The following is a 17,860-nucleotide window of genomic DNA, read 5'->3' as shown; positions in this document are numbered from 1 at the left end:
AAAGGCAAGGCTATGAAAGACAACGTAATTTCGGAGACGGACGTGACAACGAACCAAACAAAAATCGCCGCCCGCAACGTGCAGGTTTTCTACGGGGACACCCACGCGATCAAGGATGTCTCTGTCGATATCCAAGACAAAACCGTCACCGCCTTTATCGGACCATCGGGCTGTGGGAAATCGACTTTCCTGCGGTGTATCAACCGGATGAACGACACGATTGATATCTGCACCGTCAAAGGCGATATCCTGATCGATGGCGAAGACATCTATGACAGCGCGGTCGATCCGGTGCAGCTGCGCGCCAAGGTCGGCATGGTGTTCCAGAAGCCGAACCCGTTCCCCAAATCGATCTACGACAATGTCGCCTACGGCCCCCGCATCCACGGTCTGGCCCGCAACAAGTCCGAGCTTGACGATATCGTTGAACGCGCCCTGAAACGCGGTGCCATCTGGAACGAGGTCAAGGACCGTCTGCACGCGCCCGGCACCGGCCTTTCTGGCGGGCAGCAGCAGCGTCTGTGCATCGCCCGTGCCGTTGCGACCGAACCCGAAGTGCTGCTAATGGACGAACCCTGTTCCGCGCTTGACCCGATCGCCACCGCGCAGGTCGAAGAGCTGATCGACGAGCTGCGTCAGGACTATTCGGTCGTGATCGTCACACACTCCATGCAGCAGGCCGCACGGGTGAGCCAGAAAACAGCGTTCTTCCACCTTGGCAATCTGGTGGAGTTCGGCGAGACCGACAAGATTTTCACGTCGCCCGAAGACCCTCGGACGGAAAGCTACATCACTGGCCGGATTGGATAAGTATCATGCAAGATCAACACATTGTCTCTGCCTTTGACCGTGACCTCGAAAGCGTTCAGGCACAGATCATGAAAATGGGTGGCATGGTCGAAGATGCCATTCGCCTTGCCGCACAATCGCTTGAAACCCGCGACGAAGAGCTGGCCGATCAGGTCCGCGGCGGGGACAAGGCGATTGACGCGCTCGAAGAGCTGATCAACGAACGCGCCGCCCGCATCATCGCCCTGCGCGCACCCACAGCCGTGGACCTGCGTCTGATCCTGAGCGTGATCAAGATCAGCGCCAGCCTGGAACGTATTGGCGACTATGCGAAAAACATGGCCAAGCGTAATTCAGTGCTCGCGCAGCTTCCTGCAGTTGCCGATAGCGCCGGTGCCATCCGCCGCATGTGTAAAACCGTTGAATCCATGCTCAAGGACGCGCTGGATTCCTATGTGCAGCGCGACGCAGAACTGGCGAGGGACGTGATCGCACGCGATGAAGACGTCGATCAGATGTATAACGCGCTGTTCCGTGAATTCCTCACCTTCATGATGGAAGACCCGCGCAACATTACATCGTGTATGCACCTGCATTTCATCGCGAAAAACGTGGAACGCATGGGCGATCTGGTCACATCGATCGCGGAACAGGTCGTCTATCTGGTGACCGGCACCCACCCGGACGAGGACCGCCCAAAGGCGGATAACACCTCCACCAAGCTGAAGGGGTAGAACCATGTCGGCGGCGCAGCCCCAGATCCTGTTGGTGGAAGACGAACCCGCACAGCGCGAAATTCTGGCGTATAACCTTGAATCCGAAGGGTTTGACGTAAGGCGGGCCGAGAATGGTGAAGAAGCGATCCTGCTGGTGGCAGAGGCGCTGCCGGACCTGATTATTCTGGATTGGATGATGCCGCTGCTCAGCGGCATCGAGGTGTGCCGGCAGCTCAAGACCCGCGAAGATACGCGTAATATCCCCGTGATCATGCTCTCGGCGCGGTCAGAAGAGGTGGACACCGTGCGCGGGCTAGAGACGGGGGCGGATGATTACGTCGTCAAACCCTATTCCATGCGCGAGCTCATGGCCCGTGTGCGCACCCAATTGCGCCGTGTGCGCCCGGCATCCTCGGGCGCGGCGCTTAGCTATGCCGATATCACGCTGGACACGGAACGCCACCGCGTGAACCGCGCCGCGAACGAGCTGAAACTGGGCCCGACAGAATACCGGCTGCTGGTCACCCTGTTAGAGCGTCCGGGCCGTGTGTTTAGCCGCGATCAGCTGCTGGATCACGTCTGGGGCCGCGATATTTATGTCGACACGCGCACCGTGGATGTGCACATCGCGCGGCTGCGCAAGGCGCTGACATCTCACGGTGGCGATGACCCAATCCGCACGGTGCGCGGTGCAGGTTATGCATTAGGGTAGGGCGCTTACCCGTTGAATTTAATGACTTCTTGGCGTTGATCTCCTAAGCCTTCGATGCCCAGTTCAACGACATCGCCCGGTTGCAGGTACACCGGCGGCTTAAAGCCCATGCCAACGCCGGGCGGTGTGCCGGTGGCGATCACGTCTCCGGGCAGTAAGGTCATGAAACGGCTGAGAAAAGAGATAATCTCGGCCACCGAGAAGACCATCGTGCGGGTATTGCCCGTCTGGCGACGGGTGCCGTTCACATCAAGCCATAGATCAAGGTTCTGCGGGTCCGGCACCTCGTCTGCGGTCACCAGATACGGGCCGATGGGCGCGAAGCTGTCGCAGGACTTGCCCTTGACCCACTGACCGCCGAATTCGATCTGAAAAGCGCGCTCTGACACGTCGTTGAAAGTCGCATAACCCGCCACATGGGACAGCGCGTCGGCCTCGGACACATGCTGTGCCTTGGTACCGATCACGACCGCAAGTTCAACTTCCCAATCGGTTTTCTCGGAATCCTTGGGGATGATGATCGGATCGTTGGCACCGGTGGCCGCGCAGAGTTTGCTAAACAGGATCGGGTGATCGGGCACTTCCATGCCAGCTTCTGCCGCGTGGTCTGAGTAATTCAGCCCGATACACAGAATACGACGTATGTCATTGATCACAGGCGCAAACCGGCCCGTGATGACAGGCAAGGCCGTAACGTCCACATCGCGCAGCTGGTCCAGCGCTGCGGGTGCCATTGTGGCAAGCTCGATATCCGTCAGATGCTGCGTCAGATCGCGCGCGGCACCATCTGCGTCAATCATCGCAGGTTTTATCCCGTCAGGGGTTTCGATACGGCAGAGTTTCATTAGCTAATCCTGTGTTTGTGAGGGGTGCGCATGCGCCTGATTTGATTCTCATAATCAGTATTATGTAAATAATTGGTACGCTTTGGGCGATGATTTACTGTTAAAGTGCGTCATAAAGCACTGAAAAGTAGTATAAAAAGACGCTTCTTCATCCAGTTTATCCATTCTCCCATCCGCGTGGCTTCTTGCTTTACCCCGTTGTTCTGCGTGCCATAATCCACATGCGCCAAGCCGATGCAACTGTAAGCGATCGGCGCTTTGGCGGCTGCTGAACGAAAGGAAGAATATGACGCTCAAGATGTCTTCGGCGGATATGGTCGCCGCTGCCCGTGCACGTATCCGCGAGATCGAAACGCCTGATTTGATGGCCATGCTGAAGGATCCGGATGTTGTTGTCGTTGACCTGCGCGATATCCGTGAACGCCAGCGCAGCGGCTATATCCCCGGCAGCTTTCACGCACCGCGCGGCATGATCGAATTCTGGGTCGACCCTGACAGCCCGTACTTCAAAGAGATCTTCGGTCAGGACAAGACCTTTGTCTTTCACTGCGCCTCTGGCTGGCGATCGGCGATCACCACGGCGACGCTGCAAGACATGGGCTTTGACGCGGCGCATCTGCGCGAAGGCTTTTCGACATGGGAAAAGCACGGTGGTCCGGTCGAATACCCTGAAAAGAAAGACTAACGACGCCGTGGTGCCTGTGCTACGTCTGCGCCACCACATCGTAACAACAAGGCCATCGCTATGACATCCATTCTGATCCTGAACGGTCCGAACCTGAACCTGCTGGGCACGCGCCAGCCCGAGGTCTATGGTAAGACGACTTTGGCCGATGTCGAGGCGCTGTGCCGCGAGAAAGCGAAGACGCTTGGGTTTGATGTGGCGTTTGAACAGTCCAACCACGAAGGCGCGCTGATCGATCTGATCCACGCGGCCAAAGGCAAACATGCCGGGATCGTGCTGAATGCCGGTGCCTATACCCATACGTCGATTGCGTTGATGGATGCGATCGCTTCAGTCGAGCTGCCGGTTGTCGAGGTGCACCTGAGCAACATCCACGCGCGCGAGGAATTCCGGCACCGGTCTTACATCGCGCCTGTGGCTCTGGGTCAGATCTGCGGGTTTGGCGCGCAGGGTTATCTGATGGCCCTGGATGCGCTGAAAGCTCACCTAAAGGATTAGGTTTTATCGCTTAGTATCTGATTTATAATAAAAAAGGGCGAAGGTGCCGATGCGCCCTCGCCCTTTCTCTCATCTGCTGTGTGACAGCTTAGCCTTTGGCGGCTTTTGCAACTTCTGCTGCGAAGTCTTCTTTAACGACTTCGATGCCTTCGCCAACTTCAAGACGGACGAAACCGGTGATGGTCGCGCCAGCTTCTTCTGCGGCTTTGCCGACGGTCAGGTCAGGGTTCACAACGAATGCCTGGTTCAGCAGTGTCACTTCGGACATGTATTTCTGCATGCGGCCGGTGATCATTTTCTCGATCACAGCTTCCGGCTTGCCGGACTCGCGTGCGATGTCCATTTGAACCTGCTTTTCTTTTTCAACAACTGCCGGGTCCAGATCCGCTTCGGACAAGGACGCAGGGTTCACAGCGGCGATGTGCATCGCGATCTGTTTGCCCAGCTCTTCGTTGCCGCCGGTCATTGCGACCAGAACACCGATTTTGCCCATGCCGGGTGCTACAGCGTTGTGCACATAGGACACGACCTGATCCCCATCGATGGACTGCATGCGGCGCACCGACATGTTCTCGCCGATTTTCGCAATGGCATCGGTGATCACGGTGGAAACGGGCTTGCCGCCCATGTCAGCCGCGTTCAGCGCGTCAACGTCGGACACACCGGTAGCAACATCTGCGATGCCGGAAACCATTTTCTGGAAGTCGGCGTTTTTGCCAACGAAGTCGGTTTCGGAGTTCACTTCGACAGCAACACCGTGGCCGCCTTCGACTTTAACGGCAACAAGGCCCTCGGCTGCGGTGCGGCCGGATTTCTTGGCTGCTTTCGCCAGACCCTTGGTGCGCAGCCAGTCAACGGCTGCTTCCATGTCGCCATCTGTTTCAGTCAACGCTTTTTTCGCGTCCATCATGCCGGCACCGGTTGTGTCGCGCAGTTCTTTGACCATGGATGCTGTGATTGCCATCGCTTTGGTTCTCCTTGAATTGGGATAAATTGAGGGGCAGAGCGTTCTGCACCACTGTCTCAATCATGTAATGGTTGTCTAATCGCAAGGCCGCAGTCAAGCCTTGATGCAAAAGCACGGCCTATCGAAATGCCTTTAGAGCATTTCGGCCTCCGGTTCTTGCTCAGTTCGCTCTCAGCACGTTTATGTTATCGAGGTCATGCGTGTGTCCGGGGCATGGTTGTCTCCGCGGTCAGCACTTGGCTGCCGCATTTTGGGTTCCGCAGGTGAAGCCTTCCATTGTTTTGCACGCAGTCTGTAATAGCTGCTGCCACGTCTTTCGGATTGGCCTGACCTCCGTCCACGACAGGGACGCCTCCTCGCATCAAGTTATGATGCGCTGAGCTCGGTGTGCGAGGGACAATGCATTAGGCGAGTTCCTCGCGCGTTGGAATAAAGGTTTGACCGGTCTTCAGCATGGAATGCATGATGACGGCGAGTTTGCGAGCAACGGCGACCGCCGCCCGCTTGAAGCCAAGGCGTTCGCGCAATTGAAGCCCCCAGGTTTTTAGATCACTGACCGTTTCGGCTCGTGTCCTCGTAAGCAACGAGGTCGCAGCCTCGTAGAGGAGCCCACGCAATCGTTGATCCCCCCTTCGAGAGATGTGGCCGTTAAAATCCATCTCTCCCGATTGGTATCGGCGTGTAGTGAGGCCAAGCCATGCGCCGACAGATCGGGACTTCGGAAAGTTCTTCGGGTCTTCGATAGCGGCCACATAGGAAACTGCTGTGATCGCCCCAACGCCTGGTATCGTCATGAGCAAACGCGTGCTTTGGCACTGTCGCGCCGCCAACAAGAGCTGGCGGCTGAGCGTAGACGCCCGCTCCCTGACAGCTTGCCAAGCTTCAAGCAGCGGATAGATGATCCCTTTCAACTCGACGTGTCCGTCCAGTAGATCGTTAACCTTTTCTATGAACACCCGGCCTTTGCTCTTGGGCACGACAAGACCGAAAGTCTTCATCAAACCACGGATCTGATTGGTCAATTGTGTCGTGATGGCCAAGAGTTGGGTGCGGGCTGCAACCAATGACCGGATCAGCATCGCTTCGAACGACTTGACCCTGACAGCCTTATAGAAGCCGGTTTCGGCAAGTTTGGCCAATCCCTCAGCATCGTTTGCATCGGTCTTGTTCAGCGTCTCACCCAGAATTTTCTGAGCATGCCGCGCCTCAATGCAGATCGCCCGGAGTCCTTCCCCCGTTAAGGCATGAAAGAACCAAGTGGCGAGTGGGCCAGTTTCGAAAACGACGCTCAGGGGGTCGTCCGCATGCTTCCGAACCGCCTGCGCAATAATTCCCGGGTCGGAGGGACATTTCCCGCGCCATATTCTTTTGCCGTCTTCTCGGATTGAGATCGCGGTATCCTTCAACGAAACGTCAAGCCCTATGTACTGGCCCATGCTCAATCTCCATCTGTTGCTTCGAACAAGACCCTTTCGGATCACGCTCTGGATCATACCGGAGAAAAAACATTTCGATGCCATGACGAAACGCGGAGTGACAGAGCGATTACCCCATGTTTTGTGACAGGCAGAGGGTAACATGCCCCCTGCCCGTCTCTTTCGCGTCGCTTACGACTTGGCGTCGGCCAGCGTTTCCTTCTTGGATTCGATATCCAGAGGTGCGTCTTTTGCCATTGCGTCGTTCGAAACTGTTTCTTCCGAAGCGTTGCCAACTTCGACACCACCGTCGATCAGGGCTTCTTCTTCGGGCGCTTCTTCCATCGCACCGATATCAACACCTGCGGCACCCAGCTGCGCGGACATACCGTCAAGTGCGGCACGTGCGGCCAGATCGCAATACATGTGGATCGCGCGGGCGGCGTCGTCGTTGCCCGGGATGATGTAGTCGATCCCGTCGGGGGAGCAGTTGGTGTCGACAACAGCGATAACCGGGATGCCCAGTTTGTTCGCTTCGGCCACGGCCAGTGCTTCCTTTTTCACGTCGATGACGAAGATCAGGTCAGGGCGACCGCCCATTTCACGGATCCCACCCAGCGATGCTTCCAGCTTCGCTTGGTCACGTTCCATGCCAAGACGCTCTTTCTTGGTCAGACCGGAAAAGCCGCGCTCGGACTGTTCGTCGATGGACTTCAGGCGCTGGATGGATTTGGAAACGGTCTGCCAGTTTGTCAGCGTGCCGCCCAACCAACGGTGGTTCATGTAGTACTGTGCGCATTTCTCTGCGGCTTCGGCGATCGGCTGTGCAGCCTGACGCTTGGTGCCAACGAAAAGAATGCTGCCGCCTTTGGCGACGGTGTCACGGATGACTTGCAGTGCCTGGTCCAGCATTGGAACAGTCTGTGTCAGGTCCATGATGTGGATGCCGTTACGCGCGCCATAGATGAACGGACCCATGCGGGGGTTCCAGCGCTGTGTTTGGTGACCAAAGTGTACGCCTGCTTCAAGCAGTTGGCGCATGGAGAACTCAGGAAGAGCCATGTCTTTATACCTTTCCGGTTTTGCCTCGTCGGGGGTCTCGATCCCGGAATGGGACCAACCGGCGGACGTTCAAGGATTTCTCCCTCAAAGGCCCAACCCCGACTGCGGGTTTAAGTGACGCGCGTATAGTCCGGATTTTCACGCTTCGCAAGGTCCAAGGCGCATGTTTTAGCCATTGGGGCCTTATATCAGCGCAATTCAGTGGGGTTTGGGGCTGCAAGCCCCGCCGAGGGATGGGCCGCGCGCACCTGCGCTTCACAGGCTTGGGCCAAGGCTTTGCGGTTCTCGAAATCGGCGACGGCCAGAGGCGTGTGATAGATCGTTGTCACCTGCCCCTGCCGCAGGGACGCCAAGGTGCGCAGCAGATGCCCGCCAAAGCTCATATCGCCCCACCAACCATAAAACCGTGGGTCGGTCCCATCGGGAGCGGTATAGAGCACCGTCACAGGCTGCACCCAGATCACGTCGCGCAGTTCGGGGGCGAAGAAGGACTGGAACAGCGTGGTTTTGAACGGCAAGACTTGCAGGCCATCGGTGCTGGTGCCTTCGGGGAAGAACAACAGCCGGTGGTTGTCGAGCAAGCGACGTTGGAACACCTCGGTCTGTTTGCGCGCGTGTTTCGGATTGCGTTCGATGAACAACGTGCCGGTCGCCTTGGCGAGCCAGCCAATGCCGGGCCAGCTGGCGACTTCGGACTTGGACACAAAGTATATCCGCTGCGCCGCGTTCAAGCTGAAGATATCAAGCCAGCTGGTGTGATTGGCGACGACAGCGCCCCTGTGGCGCATCGGGGTGCCGATAACCGCGCGGCGTAACCCCATGATCCAGAATGCGATTTTGCAGACAATCTGGGTGATATGCGGGGTCACGGGGCGGCCCTGCCCATATAGCGGGCGCTCTATCAAGCGGATCGCGAGCAGGATCACCAGCCCCACAAGAACCACCGTCGCCAGCGTCATGCCACGCAGCAGCATCAGCACCCAGCCAAGCGGCCCGACGGATACCGGTGTCGGGTGGTCGGCGCTGTCCCAGGCCGCGCTCATCCTTGCTGTCCGCTGTAGATCTTGGCCTGCCGTTCGCTGAGCCGGGCGGTGTCGAGCATCAAAAGCACATCCGTCGTGTTGAAGTCATGATCGATAAAGGCCCCCTCGCCCACACATCCGCCAAGCCGCAGATAGGCTTTGATCAGGCTGGGCATCTGCACCATCGCCTGACGCCGGTTCAAGATGTCGGCGGGGATCAGGTTCATCTCCTGGCGTGCCTTTGGCAAGGCGGTGACGCGCAGATCGGGCGGCGCGAGGTAGGTGTGATGCAGCAGCGACAGGGGCTGCGCCAATGCCTCGGCCTGGGTGCCATGAAAGCTCGCGACGCCAAAAAGGATCTCAATCCCGTGTTCCGCCACGTAAGAGGCAAGCCCCGCCCAAAGCTGGTGCATCGCGATGCCGCCGCGATAGGACGGATGCAGACAGGACCGCCCCAGCTCGAGTATCTCGCGGCCGGAGGATTTGAGCGCGGTCAGATCATATTCGTTTTCCGAATAGAACCCGCCTGCCCGATCCGCCATATCGCGGCGGATCAGCCGGTACACGCCAACGGTTTGCTGGGTTTTGCGATCAATAAGCAGCAGATGGTCCACGAAATCGTCGTATTGATCGACCTCTCGCCGGTTTTCGTGATCCACCAAAGGCCCGCCCGCCCCCAGCTCGGTGACAAAAACGTCATACCGCAGCCGCTGCGCCGCATGAAGATCCGCTTGGGTGCGCGCCAGACGGACTTCGAACTCTGCCGCTTTTGCAATGATCATGGGCTGGTTTCGTCTCCGGTCGCAATCACGCGGATAAATAGGCAGTTGCCGCCCGTTGCGCAATGCTTGCCCCACGTCGCGGTGGTTTTCGGCGAAAAATTAACGATTTGCTAACGAAGAGCCTTCATCAAAGACGGGGGTGAGCATCACCCGATGACTATCGACCACGATCTTGCCCTCGCTGCGGAAGTTTACCGTGACCTTGCCGCTGATATTGCTTTGCACCTGCCCCACGCCCCAATCGGGATGTGCGGGGTGGCGTACAAGCATTCCGGGTGTCAGTATCGCATTCAGGTCTTCCAAGCGTGCGTCCTTTCTGCGGCGCGGTGTGGGGGGCAGCTATTTAGGGCCAGCTATTTAGGGCCAGCTAATTGGGGGGTGTCCCATGGTAGAAACCGACACTGATCTTGCCGCCTTGATCGGCAGCCGCATCTACCATGACTTGATATCGCCGGTGGGCGCAATCAACAATGGGCTTGAGCTGCTTTTGATGTCGGGCATGAATATGAGCCCCGAAGTCGCGCTGATCGATGAAAGCGTGCGCAACGCCAGTGCGCGGCTGCGGTTCTTTCGCGTGGCTTTCGGCGCGGGCGACGCGCAGCCTGTCCCTGCCCAAGAAACAAGCGGTATCCTGCGTGATCTATATGCTCAGTCCAAATGGCAGGTATCCTGGCCCGACGGCGTTGCCGCGCCGCGCAACGCGCTGCGGATGGTGTTCCTGGGCCTGCTATGTCTGGAAACGGGGATGCCCTACGGTGGGCAGATCACCATAGATCACCGCGACGGGGGCTGGGACATAACCGGCACGGCCGACCGGCTAAGCATCTACGCCGCGCTTTGGGGCGTGTTGGCGGGGCAGTCTCGGGCAGAGCGTTTAACTGCTTCGCAGGTCCAGTTCGGGCTGTTGCCCGCCATCGTGAAAGACAGCGGGCAACAGTTAACATCCATCGTGACAGAAACGACCATCACCCTTGGGATCACGGCTTAGCTGCGCACGGCCCCATCGCCACGCACCAGATATTTGAAGCTGGTCAGCTGCTCGGCACCGACAGGCCCGCGCGCGTGCATTTTGCCGGTGGCGATCCCGATTTCGGCACCCATCCCAAACTCTCCACCATCGGCGAATTGGGTGGAAGCATTGTGCATCAGGATCGCAGAATCCAGCCGCGTCATGAATTTGGTCGCCGCCGCATCGTCTTCGGTGATGATGCAATCGGTGTGGTTCGAGCCGTAGGTGCGAATATGGGTGATCGCATCGTCGATGCTGCCCACGGTTTTCGCCGCGATGATCATATCAAGGTATTCGTGACCCCAATCATCCGCCGTGGCCGGCACGGTGCCTTCAATCTCGGTTAGCTCGCCGTCGGCGCGCACTTCGACGCCAGCGTCCAGCAGCGCCTTGATCACGCCCTTGCCAATCGTCCGCGCCACTTTTTCATGGATCAGCAGACATTCAGCCGAGCCGCAGATGCCGGTGCGGCGGGTCTTGGCGTTCAGAACAACCTTCAACACTTTCTCGGGGTCGGCGTTTTCATCGATATAGATGTGCACGATGCCTTCGAGGTGCGCAAAGACCGGCACCCGCGCTTCGCGCTGCACCAGACCGACCAGCCCCTTGCCGCCGCGCGGGACGATCACATCAATCGTGTCGGTCATGGTCAGCATCTCGCTCACCGCGGCGCGGTCGCGCGTGGGCACCAGCTGGATTGAATCCGCAGGCAGATCAGCGGCTTTGAGCCCCTGTTGCAAGGCGGCATGGATCGCGCGCGAGGAATGGAAGCTTTCGGAGCCGCCCCGCAGGATCACGGCATTACCCGCCTTGAGGCAAAGAGCACCGGCATCCGCGGTCACATTCGGGCGCGATTCATAGATCACGCCGATAACACCCAAAGGCGTGCGCACGCGCTGGATGTTCAGCCCCGTCGGCTGATCCCATTCGGTCAGCACCTGCCCCACGGGATCATCCTGTGCGGCGATGCTGCGGAGGCTGTCGGCGATGGCGCTGATGCGCGCATCATCCAGCAAGAGCCGATCCATCATCGCGTCAGAGAGACCCTTGTCGCGGCCAAACTCCAGATCTTTGGCGTTCGCGTCCAGAATATCGGCGCTGCTGGCCATCAGCGCGTCGGCGGCTTTTTCAAGCGCGGTCTGCTTTTGGTCGGCACTGGCAAAGCCCAATGTCGCGGCGGCGGCTTTGGCGCGCGCGCCAATATCCGCCATCAACGCGGGAATGTCGTCTGTCTGTGTCATATCCAAGGTCATAACCTAATTACTGCTTTTTTGTCATTTCGGGTTGCCCTCTACCTAAAGCCTTCGGCGAGGATTTTAAACCATTTGGAGGTCAGGAAAGCGCAAGATCGTCCCGATGGATCAAAGCAGCACGCCCCGGCGCGCCCAGAATGGCCTCGATCTCCGAGGATTGACGACCTTTGATCAGCTCTGCCTCTGCGGAGGTATAGCGTGTCAGCCCGTGCCCGATCGGGCGCCCATCTGGGGCCAGCAGCGCGACGGAGTCGCCGCGCCCGAAGGGACCGGAAACAGCGGTGACACCGGCGGGCAAAAGCGACTTGCCCTTGGACATGGCAGCCACCGCACCGGCATCCAATGTGACGCTGCCGCGCGGTTTGATTGCCGTAATCCATTGTTTGCGCGCGGTTTGGGGGTCGGATTGCGCGGTGAACCAAGTGGCGTTGGCCCCGTTTTCAAGGGTCAGCAGAGGCCGCAACGGTGATCCTTCGGAGATGGCCATGGCGCAGCCCGCGGCGGTCGCGGTTTTCGCGGCCATCAGCTTTGTCTTCATGCCGCCCTTGGACAGGCCAGAGCCCGCGTCGCCCGCCTGCGCCTCTATCTCTGGGGTGATCGTGTCGATCACCTCATAGCGGATGGCATCGGGGTCGTCATTGGGGTTGGCAGAATAGAAACCATCCACATCCGACAGCAGGATCAACCGGTCTGCCGCCACGGTCACGGCGATCTGCGCCGCGAGCCGGTCATTGTCGCCAAAGCGAATCTCGTCCGTGGCGACGGTGTCATTCTCGTTGACGATGGGTACCGCGCCCATGGACAACAGCTGTTCCATCGTGGCGCGGCTGTTTAGATACCGCCGACGATCGGCGCTGTCTTCTAGGGTGACAAGCACCTGCGCGGCGGTGATCCCATAGGGTTCGAGCGCCTCTTCATAGGCGCGGGCGAGACGGATTTGCCCCACCGCCGCCGCGGCTTGGGATTGTTCCAGCGCAAGCGTGGTTGGCGGCAGCCCAAGCACACCCCGCCCCAAAGCGATGGAGCCCGAAGACACCAGCACCACATCCTTGCCCTGCCCCTTGAGCCACGCCACATCCTGCGCGAGACTTTGCAGCCAATCGCGGCGCAGTTGGCCGGTGGCCCGATCGACGAGCAGCGCCGAGCCGATTTTTACAACGATACGGGTGCCGTCGCTTAGGGTTGCCAAGGTGCCTCTTCTTCATCTTCGGACCGGAAACGCAGCCGGTCGTCGTCAATCTGGCCACGCAAAGCCCGCAGCACCTCGGTGACGCCTTCTCGGGCCACGCCAGACATCATCATGACCTCTGTGCCGCAGGCTTTTTCCAATTCCTCGCGGGCGGTTACGCGATCATCTTCATCCAGTGCATCAATTTTATTCAGCACGGTGATCCGCGGTTTATCCGCCAGCTCGCCGCCGTAGGCTTCGAGTTCGTTGATGATGGTCTGGTAATCTTCGGCAATGGTGTTCGACGTGCCATCAATCAGGTGGAGCAGTACCGCGCAGCGTTCGACATGGCCCAGAAACAGATCGCCCAGACCGCGCCCTTCGGACGCGCCTTCGATCAGGCCGGGGATATCGGCGACGACGAATTCGGTATTATCCACCCCCACAACGCCCAGATTCGGGTGCAGTGTGGTAAACGGGTAATCCGCAATCTTCGGCCGCGCGTTCGATGTCGCGGCAAGGAAGGTCGATTTACCCGCGTTCGGCAGGCCGAGCAGACCCACATCCGCGATCAGCTTGAGACGCAGCCACAGGGTGCGGTCCACGCCTTCCTGTCCGGGATTGGCACGGCGCGGTGCCTGGTTCGTCGCGGATTTAAAATGCAGGTTCCCCCAGCCGCCGTTGCCGCCCCGCGCCAGTTCGACCCGCTGGCCAAGCTCTGTCATATCTGCCAGCACGGTTTCCTGATCCTCATCAAGGATCTCGGTACCCACGGGGACGCGCAGGATGATGTCATCGCCGTCCTTGCCGGTGCGCTGCTTGCCCATGCCGGGCTGGCCGTTCTTGGCAAAGAAGTGCTGCTGGTAGCGGAAGTCGATCAGCGTGTTCAGCCCGTCGACGGCTTCGGCCCAGACCGATCCGCCCGAACCGCCGTCCCCGCCATCGGGACCACCGTATTCAATGTATTTTTCGCGCCGGAAAGACACGCAACCGCCCCCGCCTGCGCCAGAGCGGATATAGACTTTGCACAGGTCAAGAAACTTCATCAAAAGGGCCTTTCGGGGCACGTGTGGTCATAGTTTATGGCTATACGTCCAGGTTGGTACGCAGGTCTCGCGCGCCAGACAATAGGTTTCCGCATTGCCAAGATAGCGGAAGCCCGCATTTGTCAACACTTTGGCAGAGGCAGGGTTGTCGCGAAACACCGAGGCGAACATATTTTTGTTGCGCAGCGGGTTGGCCTGCACCAGCGCCTGCACGGCCTCGGACGCGAGATGCGTGTTCCAGAACGCAGGAGCGACCCAATAGCCGACTTCGGATTGATCGCGGTCCATCCGGATCAGGGAAATCACGCCCATCACCTCGGAGCCGCCGGTTTTCAGCCCATCCATGACCCATACATCTTCTGTCCGGGGGGTGCTGGTGGCGCGGGTGATGAAGCTTTCGATCACGCCGGGCGGTAGCGGGTGCGGGATGGATGCGGTGCGCATCGCAACCCGTGGATCGCTGGCATAATGTTCGATCATCCCACGATCTGACATGCGCACAGGGCGCAGATCAAACCGTTCTGTTTCAATCACTTGCTGTTGCGACACTGTTAAATCTTCCATCGTTATGTCCCTCCTCCGAACAGCACGAACAAGACAGAGGCCACCGTCAAAGCGGCCAAGGTCCACATCAAATACTTCTCCCAAACGGTGCCGGCGACCGTCTTTGCGATCCCCGCACCGGCCAGCGTCCACAAGGGGTGCAGCACGATCTGGCATCCCAGCAGCACGGCGGCCACCGTGGCCGTCGCCGCCAGCGCAGGCGTCCCAGGCGCGATGAAGGCCGTGAAGCTGCCCACGATCATCGCCCAAGCCTTGGGGTTCAGCGGGTGGACGATCAGCCCGGCCAGAAAGCCCGGCGCAGCCTCGGTTCGTGCGCCCTGCCCCAACCGCAGGTTCGCAACCTTCCACGCCAGCCAGATGATATAGGCGGCAGAGGCGAATTTCAGCGCGACGAAAACCGCCGGCGCGCGGTCGGCCAGTTGCATCAACCCGAAACCCACTGGCCAGATCACCAGCTGTTTGCCAAGGGCCACGCCCGCGACAAAAGGCACTGCCGCGCGAAAGCCGAAGCGCGCGCCCGTGGCCATCAGCGCCATATTCGCCGGTCCGGGTGTGCCGATCTGGCTTGCCGCGAAGACGATAAAGGATGTCAGGGCGACGCTCATGACTGGCTCTTCTTTTTGCGCTTTTGCCGCGGCTTGGCGTCATAGACGGGCGGAACGTAATCGGGTTTGATCAGCCCGAACAACAGGTTGTCGTGCCATTCGCCCCCCAGAAAAGACGACTGCCGCGCGCGCCCTTCGGGGGCAAAGCCGACTTTGGTGAAACAGGCCGCAGCGCGTTCGTTGATGTCGAGCACACGGGCAGAGAGGCGGTGCAGCGCCAGCGGGCCAAAGGCGTGGGCCGCAAGCAGATGCAGCGCGCGTGTCCCCAACCCCTTGCCCAGTTTCTTGGGGGCGAGAATGCCGATCGCGACATCGGCGCTGGCGTCCCACGGACGCAGACTGTGCAGGCGCAGCGCACCGATCATCTTGCCGCGATGTTCGATGACCCAGGCCAGCGGTTCAACCAGCTGCGTTTCATACCAACGTTCGGCCAGCGCCTTGGTCATCACCGGCACGGCGTTCAGCTCTACCCCGAACATGTGGTGGATTTCGGGCGTGTTTCCGAGCTTGAACCGGGCGTCGATGTCACGGTGTTCGGGCGCGCGCAGACGGATGATGCCATCGCTCAGCTCGGGGCGGTTTGATCGTGACATAACGGCCCCTCCCTTCCTGGGTGAACACTGGGCGATAAAATGGAAAAGGGACCGGCGTTTCCGCCGATCCCTAAATTTTCAAACCTCTCGGGTGCGGCTTATTCTGCGGCTTCTGCCGCTGGCAGGACCGAGATAAACGTACGGTTCTTCAGCCCCTTGTGGAACTGGACCTTGCCGTCAACGGTTGCGAAGATCGTGTGATCCTTGCCCATGCCAACGCCTTCAGCGGGCCAGTACTTTGTACCGCGCTGACGCACCAGAATGTTGCCGGGAATGACAGCTTCGCCGCCATATTTTTTCACGCCAAGACGACGACCTGCTGAGTCGCGGCCGTTACGGGATGAGCCGCCTGCTTTTTTATGTGCCATTGGTGTCTCTCCTTAGCCTTTTGCGAGTTCTTTGGCCTGTGCGATCCAGTCTTCACGACCGACGCGACCTTTGAACGACAGTTTCTCTTCGATAGCTTCGACGTCAGCGTCTGTCCAAGCAGCGATCTGTGCGAAGGTTGTGATGCCTTCACCGTTCAGCTTGCCAACGATGACGGGGCCAACACCGGAGATCTTGCTCAGATCGTCGGCACCTTCGGCTGCGGGTGCAGCTTTAGCCTTCTTCGCCTTGGCAGGCTTGGCCGATTTCTCTTCGGCCTGGTTGTTCTTCACGCGCTTGGCCATTTCGGCCTGATCGGTTTTGTTCAGCGCATAACGCTCTTCCATGGCTGTCACGGCAGCAGCGCTGACGGAACCGGTGCCGATGGCCGCTTTGACGTCGGATTTATCCGCGCCGGACGACAGGATCTCGCCGATCTTGACCAGTGTCAGCTTTTGACGGTGGCCTTTGGTGCGCTTGGAAGAGTGCTTCCGGCGGCGCTTGACGAAGTGAATGACTTTCTCGCCCTTGATCTGATCGACGACCTCGGCTTGAACGCCGGCCCCTGCGACCAAAGGAGCACCCAGCTTGGGGGAATCGCCGCCCAGCATGAGAACTTCGTTGAATTGGACTGTTTCGCCCGCGTCAGCAGCCAAACGTTCTACCCGCAGCATATCGCCGGATTGAACTTTGTACTGCTTGCCGCCTGTCTTGATGACCGCAAACATGCGTCTTCCTTTACTGTTTCCGCATCCTGTGGTCCCCGTTCGGGAGTTTGTCGGGCCTTGGCCCACCTCGGACAGCGCATCCCGTTTCGGGATGTTCATGAAATAACAAAGGCACCCGAAACGGGCACCCTTAGGTTGAGGCTTGCCGTATGATGCACCGCCCCCCTGATGTCAAGGGCCAGCACGGGCCACGCAGGACTTATCGCAAAGGCGGTGCGGCTGGCTATAATTCCTCGGCCACCATGTTCAACGCAACTGCGCGACCAAGGGCATAGGACACGTCTTCGTATGCGGTGCCAAAGCCCTCGAACAGCGCTGTATTCAGGCTGCGCCCCGCATCGCTTTGCGCAAAGACGATATAGCGGTCAAGCTCTGCATCCTCCAGCGGAGAATACGCCAGCAGCAGATAGCCATAAAGCCAGCCGCGCGTGTCTTGCGCGATTTCTTCTTGCTGTTGCGCCACGTCGGCCAGCATCTCGGCCTCTGTCATCTGCAGCGCGTTGCCATCTGCCATCCCGCGCATGAATTGAAAGTTGGAATTCATCGCGGCGGTGACATTGCGATCGATCATATCGCCACTGTCGATCAATGTGGCGATCTGCGCCAGACGTGGGTCGTCGCTGCCCTCAAGGTCATGGAACCCTGCGCGGGCGGCGTCTTCCACCTCGGGGTCGGTGATGGCGGCGCGTGCCTCGTTCTCGAGCGTGATGATCCTTGCGCCGGTGCCTTGCGCGAAAAAGGCAATGACATCCTCGCGGGTCTGCCCTTGCAACCCCGCATCCAATGCCCCGCGCAGGGTTTCGACGATCCGTTCGGGGTTGTAGATGGCACGCACCTGCAGCGCCCACCCCGCGCCGCCCTGCCCGCCGAGCATATCGCGATCAAGCGTTTCCGCGTTCTCCAACCCCTCGCGCTGCAAAATTTCGGCCAGTTCGCCAAGACGCAGGACATCCACCAGCACGGTTGACCGCGCGTCGGCCCAAAGCGGCAGCGCCAGCATCCACAGGCCAGCAGCAAGAACAAAGGCGCGCATGG

22 protein-coding genes are annotated in these 17,860 nt (G+C 59.3%); 6 read left to right on the top strand and 16 right to left on the bottom strand.

The window, feature by feature from the left end:
* The first annotated feature begins 12 nt into the window (after window positions 1-12).
* Genes pstB through phoB form a run of 3 tightly spaced genes read left to right on the top strand, consistent with a single transcriptional unit; the run spans window position 13 to window position 2,217 of the window.
* Window positions 13-810, top strand: a complete 798-nt coding sequence (pstB, locus tag AB1495_RS14035) for a phosphate ABC transporter ATP-binding protein PstB (RefSeq protein ID WP_005853603.1) — start codon at window positions 13-15, stop codon at window positions 808-810.
* Between the two features lie 5 nt (window positions 811-815).
* A complete protein-coding gene (gene phoU, locus AB1495_RS14030; RefSeq protein ID WP_074634893.1) occupies window positions 816-1,523 on the top strand; it encodes a phosphate signaling complex protein PhoU in 708 nt (235 codons plus the stop codon).
* 4 nt (window positions 1,524-1,527) lie between these two features.
* On the top strand, window positions 1,528-2,217 hold the full coding sequence (phoB, locus tag AB1495_RS14025) for a phosphate regulon transcriptional regulator PhoB (protein ID WP_005853599.1): 690 nt from the start codon (window positions 1,528-1,530) through the stop codon (window positions 2,215-2,217).
* 5 nt (window positions 2,218-2,222) lie between these two features.
* Here the strand turns inward: phoB and AB1495_RS14020 are convergent, their stop codons facing one another.
* The gene (locus AB1495_RS14020; protein WP_074634894.1) at window positions 2,223-3,062 is read right to left on the bottom strand and encodes a fumarylacetoacetate hydrolase family protein; all 840 of its coding nucleotides are present in this window, start codon (window positions 3,060-3,062) and stop codon (window positions 2,223-2,225) included.
* A 286-nt stretch (window positions 3,063-3,348) separates the two neighbouring features.
* Here AB1495_RS14020 and AB1495_RS14015 point away from each other — a divergent pair, with 286 nt between their 5' ends.
* Entirely contained in the window at window positions 3,349-3,747 is a 399-nt protein-coding gene (locus tag AB1495_RS14015) for a rhodanese-like domain-containing protein (protein WP_005853596.1), read from the top strand.
* A gap of 60 nt (window positions 3,748-3,807) precedes the next feature.
* Window positions 3,808-4,245 carry a type II 3-dehydroquinate dehydratase gene (gene aroQ, locus AB1495_RS14010; RefSeq protein WP_037964501.1) on the top strand — a complete coding sequence of 146 codons (438 nt, stop codon included), beginning with the start codon at window positions 3,808-3,810 and terminating at the stop codon, window positions 4,243-4,245.
* Window positions 4,246-4,333: 88 nt separating this feature from the next.
* On the opposite strand, the gene tsf is transcribed toward aroQ, so the two are convergent.
* From tsf to AB1495_RS13980, 6 genes are all read right to left on the bottom strand, one after another.
* Window positions 4,334-5,209 carry a translation elongation factor Ts gene (tsf, locus tag AB1495_RS14005; RefSeq protein ID WP_005853593.1) on the bottom strand — a complete coding sequence of 292 codons (876 nt, stop codon included), beginning with the start codon at window positions 5,207-5,209 and terminating at the stop codon, window positions 4,334-4,336.
* A 407-nt stretch (window positions 5,210-5,616) separates the two neighbouring features.
* Window positions 5,617-6,648, bottom strand: coding sequence for an IS110 family transposase (locus AB1495_RS14000; protein WP_074637878.1), 1,032 nt, complete (start codon window positions 6,646-6,648; stop codon window positions 5,617-5,619).
* Window positions 6,649-6,819: 171 nt separating this feature from the next.
* The gene (rpsB, locus tag AB1495_RS13995) at window positions 6,820-7,689 is read right to left on the bottom strand and encodes a 30S ribosomal protein S2 (RefSeq protein WP_005853591.1); all 870 of its coding nucleotides are present in this window, start codon (window positions 7,687-7,689) and stop codon (window positions 6,820-6,822) included.
* A 188-nt stretch (window positions 7,690-7,877) separates the two neighbouring features.
* Entirely contained in the window at window positions 7,878-8,732 is an 855-nt protein-coding gene (locus AB1495_RS13990; protein WP_074634895.1) for a 1-acyl-sn-glycerol-3-phosphate acyltransferase, read from the bottom strand.
* A complete protein-coding gene (locus tag AB1495_RS13985) occupies window positions 8,729-9,493 on the bottom strand; it encodes a GNAT family N-acetyltransferase (protein ID WP_074634896.1) in 765 nt (254 codons plus the stop codon). Before AB1495_RS13985 ends, AB1495_RS13990 begins: the two co-directional genes overlap by 4 nt.
* A gap of 99 nt (window positions 9,494-9,592) precedes the next feature.
* Window positions 9,593-9,796, bottom strand: coding sequence for a DUF3553 domain-containing protein (locus AB1495_RS13980; RefSeq protein WP_005853586.1), 204 nt, complete (start codon window positions 9,794-9,796; stop codon window positions 9,593-9,595).
* Between the two features lie 82 nt (window positions 9,797-9,878).
* On the opposite strand from AB1495_RS13980, the gene AB1495_RS13975 reads away from it, so the two are divergent.
* Window positions 9,879-10,481, top strand: a complete 603-nt coding sequence (locus AB1495_RS13975; protein WP_074634897.1) for a histidine phosphotransferase family protein — start codon at window positions 9,879-9,881, stop codon at window positions 10,479-10,481.
* Here the strand turns inward: AB1495_RS13975 and AB1495_RS13970 are convergent.
* From AB1495_RS13970 to AB1495_RS13930, 9 genes are all read right to left on the bottom strand, one after another.
* On the bottom strand, window positions 10,478-11,755 hold the full coding sequence (locus AB1495_RS13970) for a glutamate-5-semialdehyde dehydrogenase (protein WP_197145714.1): 1,278 nt from the start codon (window positions 11,753-11,755) through the stop codon (window positions 10,478-10,480). The two genes, AB1495_RS13975 and AB1495_RS13970, sit on opposite strands and share 4 nt — an antisense overlap.
* Before the next feature lie 79 nt (window positions 11,756-11,834).
* On the bottom strand, window positions 11,835-12,944 hold the full coding sequence (proB, locus tag AB1495_RS13965; RefSeq protein WP_009824638.1) for a glutamate 5-kinase: 1,110 nt from the start codon (window positions 12,942-12,944) through the stop codon (window positions 11,835-11,837).
* On the bottom strand, window positions 12,932-13,969 hold the full coding sequence (obgE, locus tag AB1495_RS13960; RefSeq protein ID WP_074634899.1) for a GTPase ObgE: 1,038 nt from the start codon (window positions 13,967-13,969) through the stop codon (window positions 12,932-12,934). The genes proB and obgE overlap by 13 nt, the downstream gene beginning before the upstream one ends.
* A gap of 27 nt (window positions 13,970-13,996) precedes the next feature.
* Window positions 13,997-14,533 carry a GNAT family N-acetyltransferase gene (locus AB1495_RS13955; RefSeq protein WP_005853576.1) on the bottom strand — a complete coding sequence of 179 codons (537 nt, stop codon included), beginning with the start codon at window positions 14,531-14,533 and terminating at the stop codon, window positions 13,997-13,999.
* A 2-nt stretch (window positions 14,534-14,535) separates the two neighbouring features.
* Window positions 14,536-15,138, bottom strand: coding sequence for a LysE family translocator (locus tag AB1495_RS13950; RefSeq protein WP_074634900.1), 603 nt, complete (start codon window positions 15,136-15,138; stop codon window positions 14,536-14,538).
* Window positions 15,135-15,731 (bottom strand): GNAT family N-acetyltransferase, encoded by a 597-nt coding sequence (locus tag AB1495_RS13945; RefSeq protein WP_074634901.1) that lies wholly within the window; start codon window positions 15,729-15,731, stop codon window positions 15,135-15,137. Before AB1495_RS13945 ends, AB1495_RS13950 begins: the two co-directional genes overlap by 4 nt.
* Before the next feature lie 98 nt (window positions 15,732-15,829).
* Window positions 15,830-16,099 carry a 50S ribosomal protein L27 gene (gene rpmA, locus AB1495_RS13940; protein WP_005853571.1) on the bottom strand — a complete coding sequence of 90 codons (270 nt, stop codon included), beginning with the start codon at window positions 16,097-16,099 and terminating at the stop codon, window positions 15,830-15,832.
* 12 nt (window positions 16,100-16,111) lie between these two features.
* Complete coding sequence (locus tag AB1495_RS13935; protein WP_005853569.1) at window positions 16,112-16,825, bottom strand: 50S ribosomal protein L21; 714 nt, start codon at window positions 16,823-16,825, stop codon at window positions 16,112-16,114.
* Window positions 16,826-17,048: 223 nt separating this feature from the next.
* A complete protein-coding gene (locus AB1495_RS13930) occupies window positions 17,049-17,858 on the bottom strand; it encodes a hypothetical protein (protein ID WP_074634902.1) in 810 nt (269 codons plus the stop codon).
* Window positions 17,859-17,860: the final 2 nt, after the last annotated feature.

This window comes from Sulfitobacter pontiacus (assembly GCF_040790665.1).
Taxonomy (GTDB): Bacteria; Pseudomonadota; Alphaproteobacteria; order Rhodobacterales; family Rhodobacteraceae; genus Sulfitobacter; species Sulfitobacter pontiacus.
Note: the sequence above shows the minus strand (reverse complement) of the source record. Positions and strands in the feature narration are given on the sequence as shown.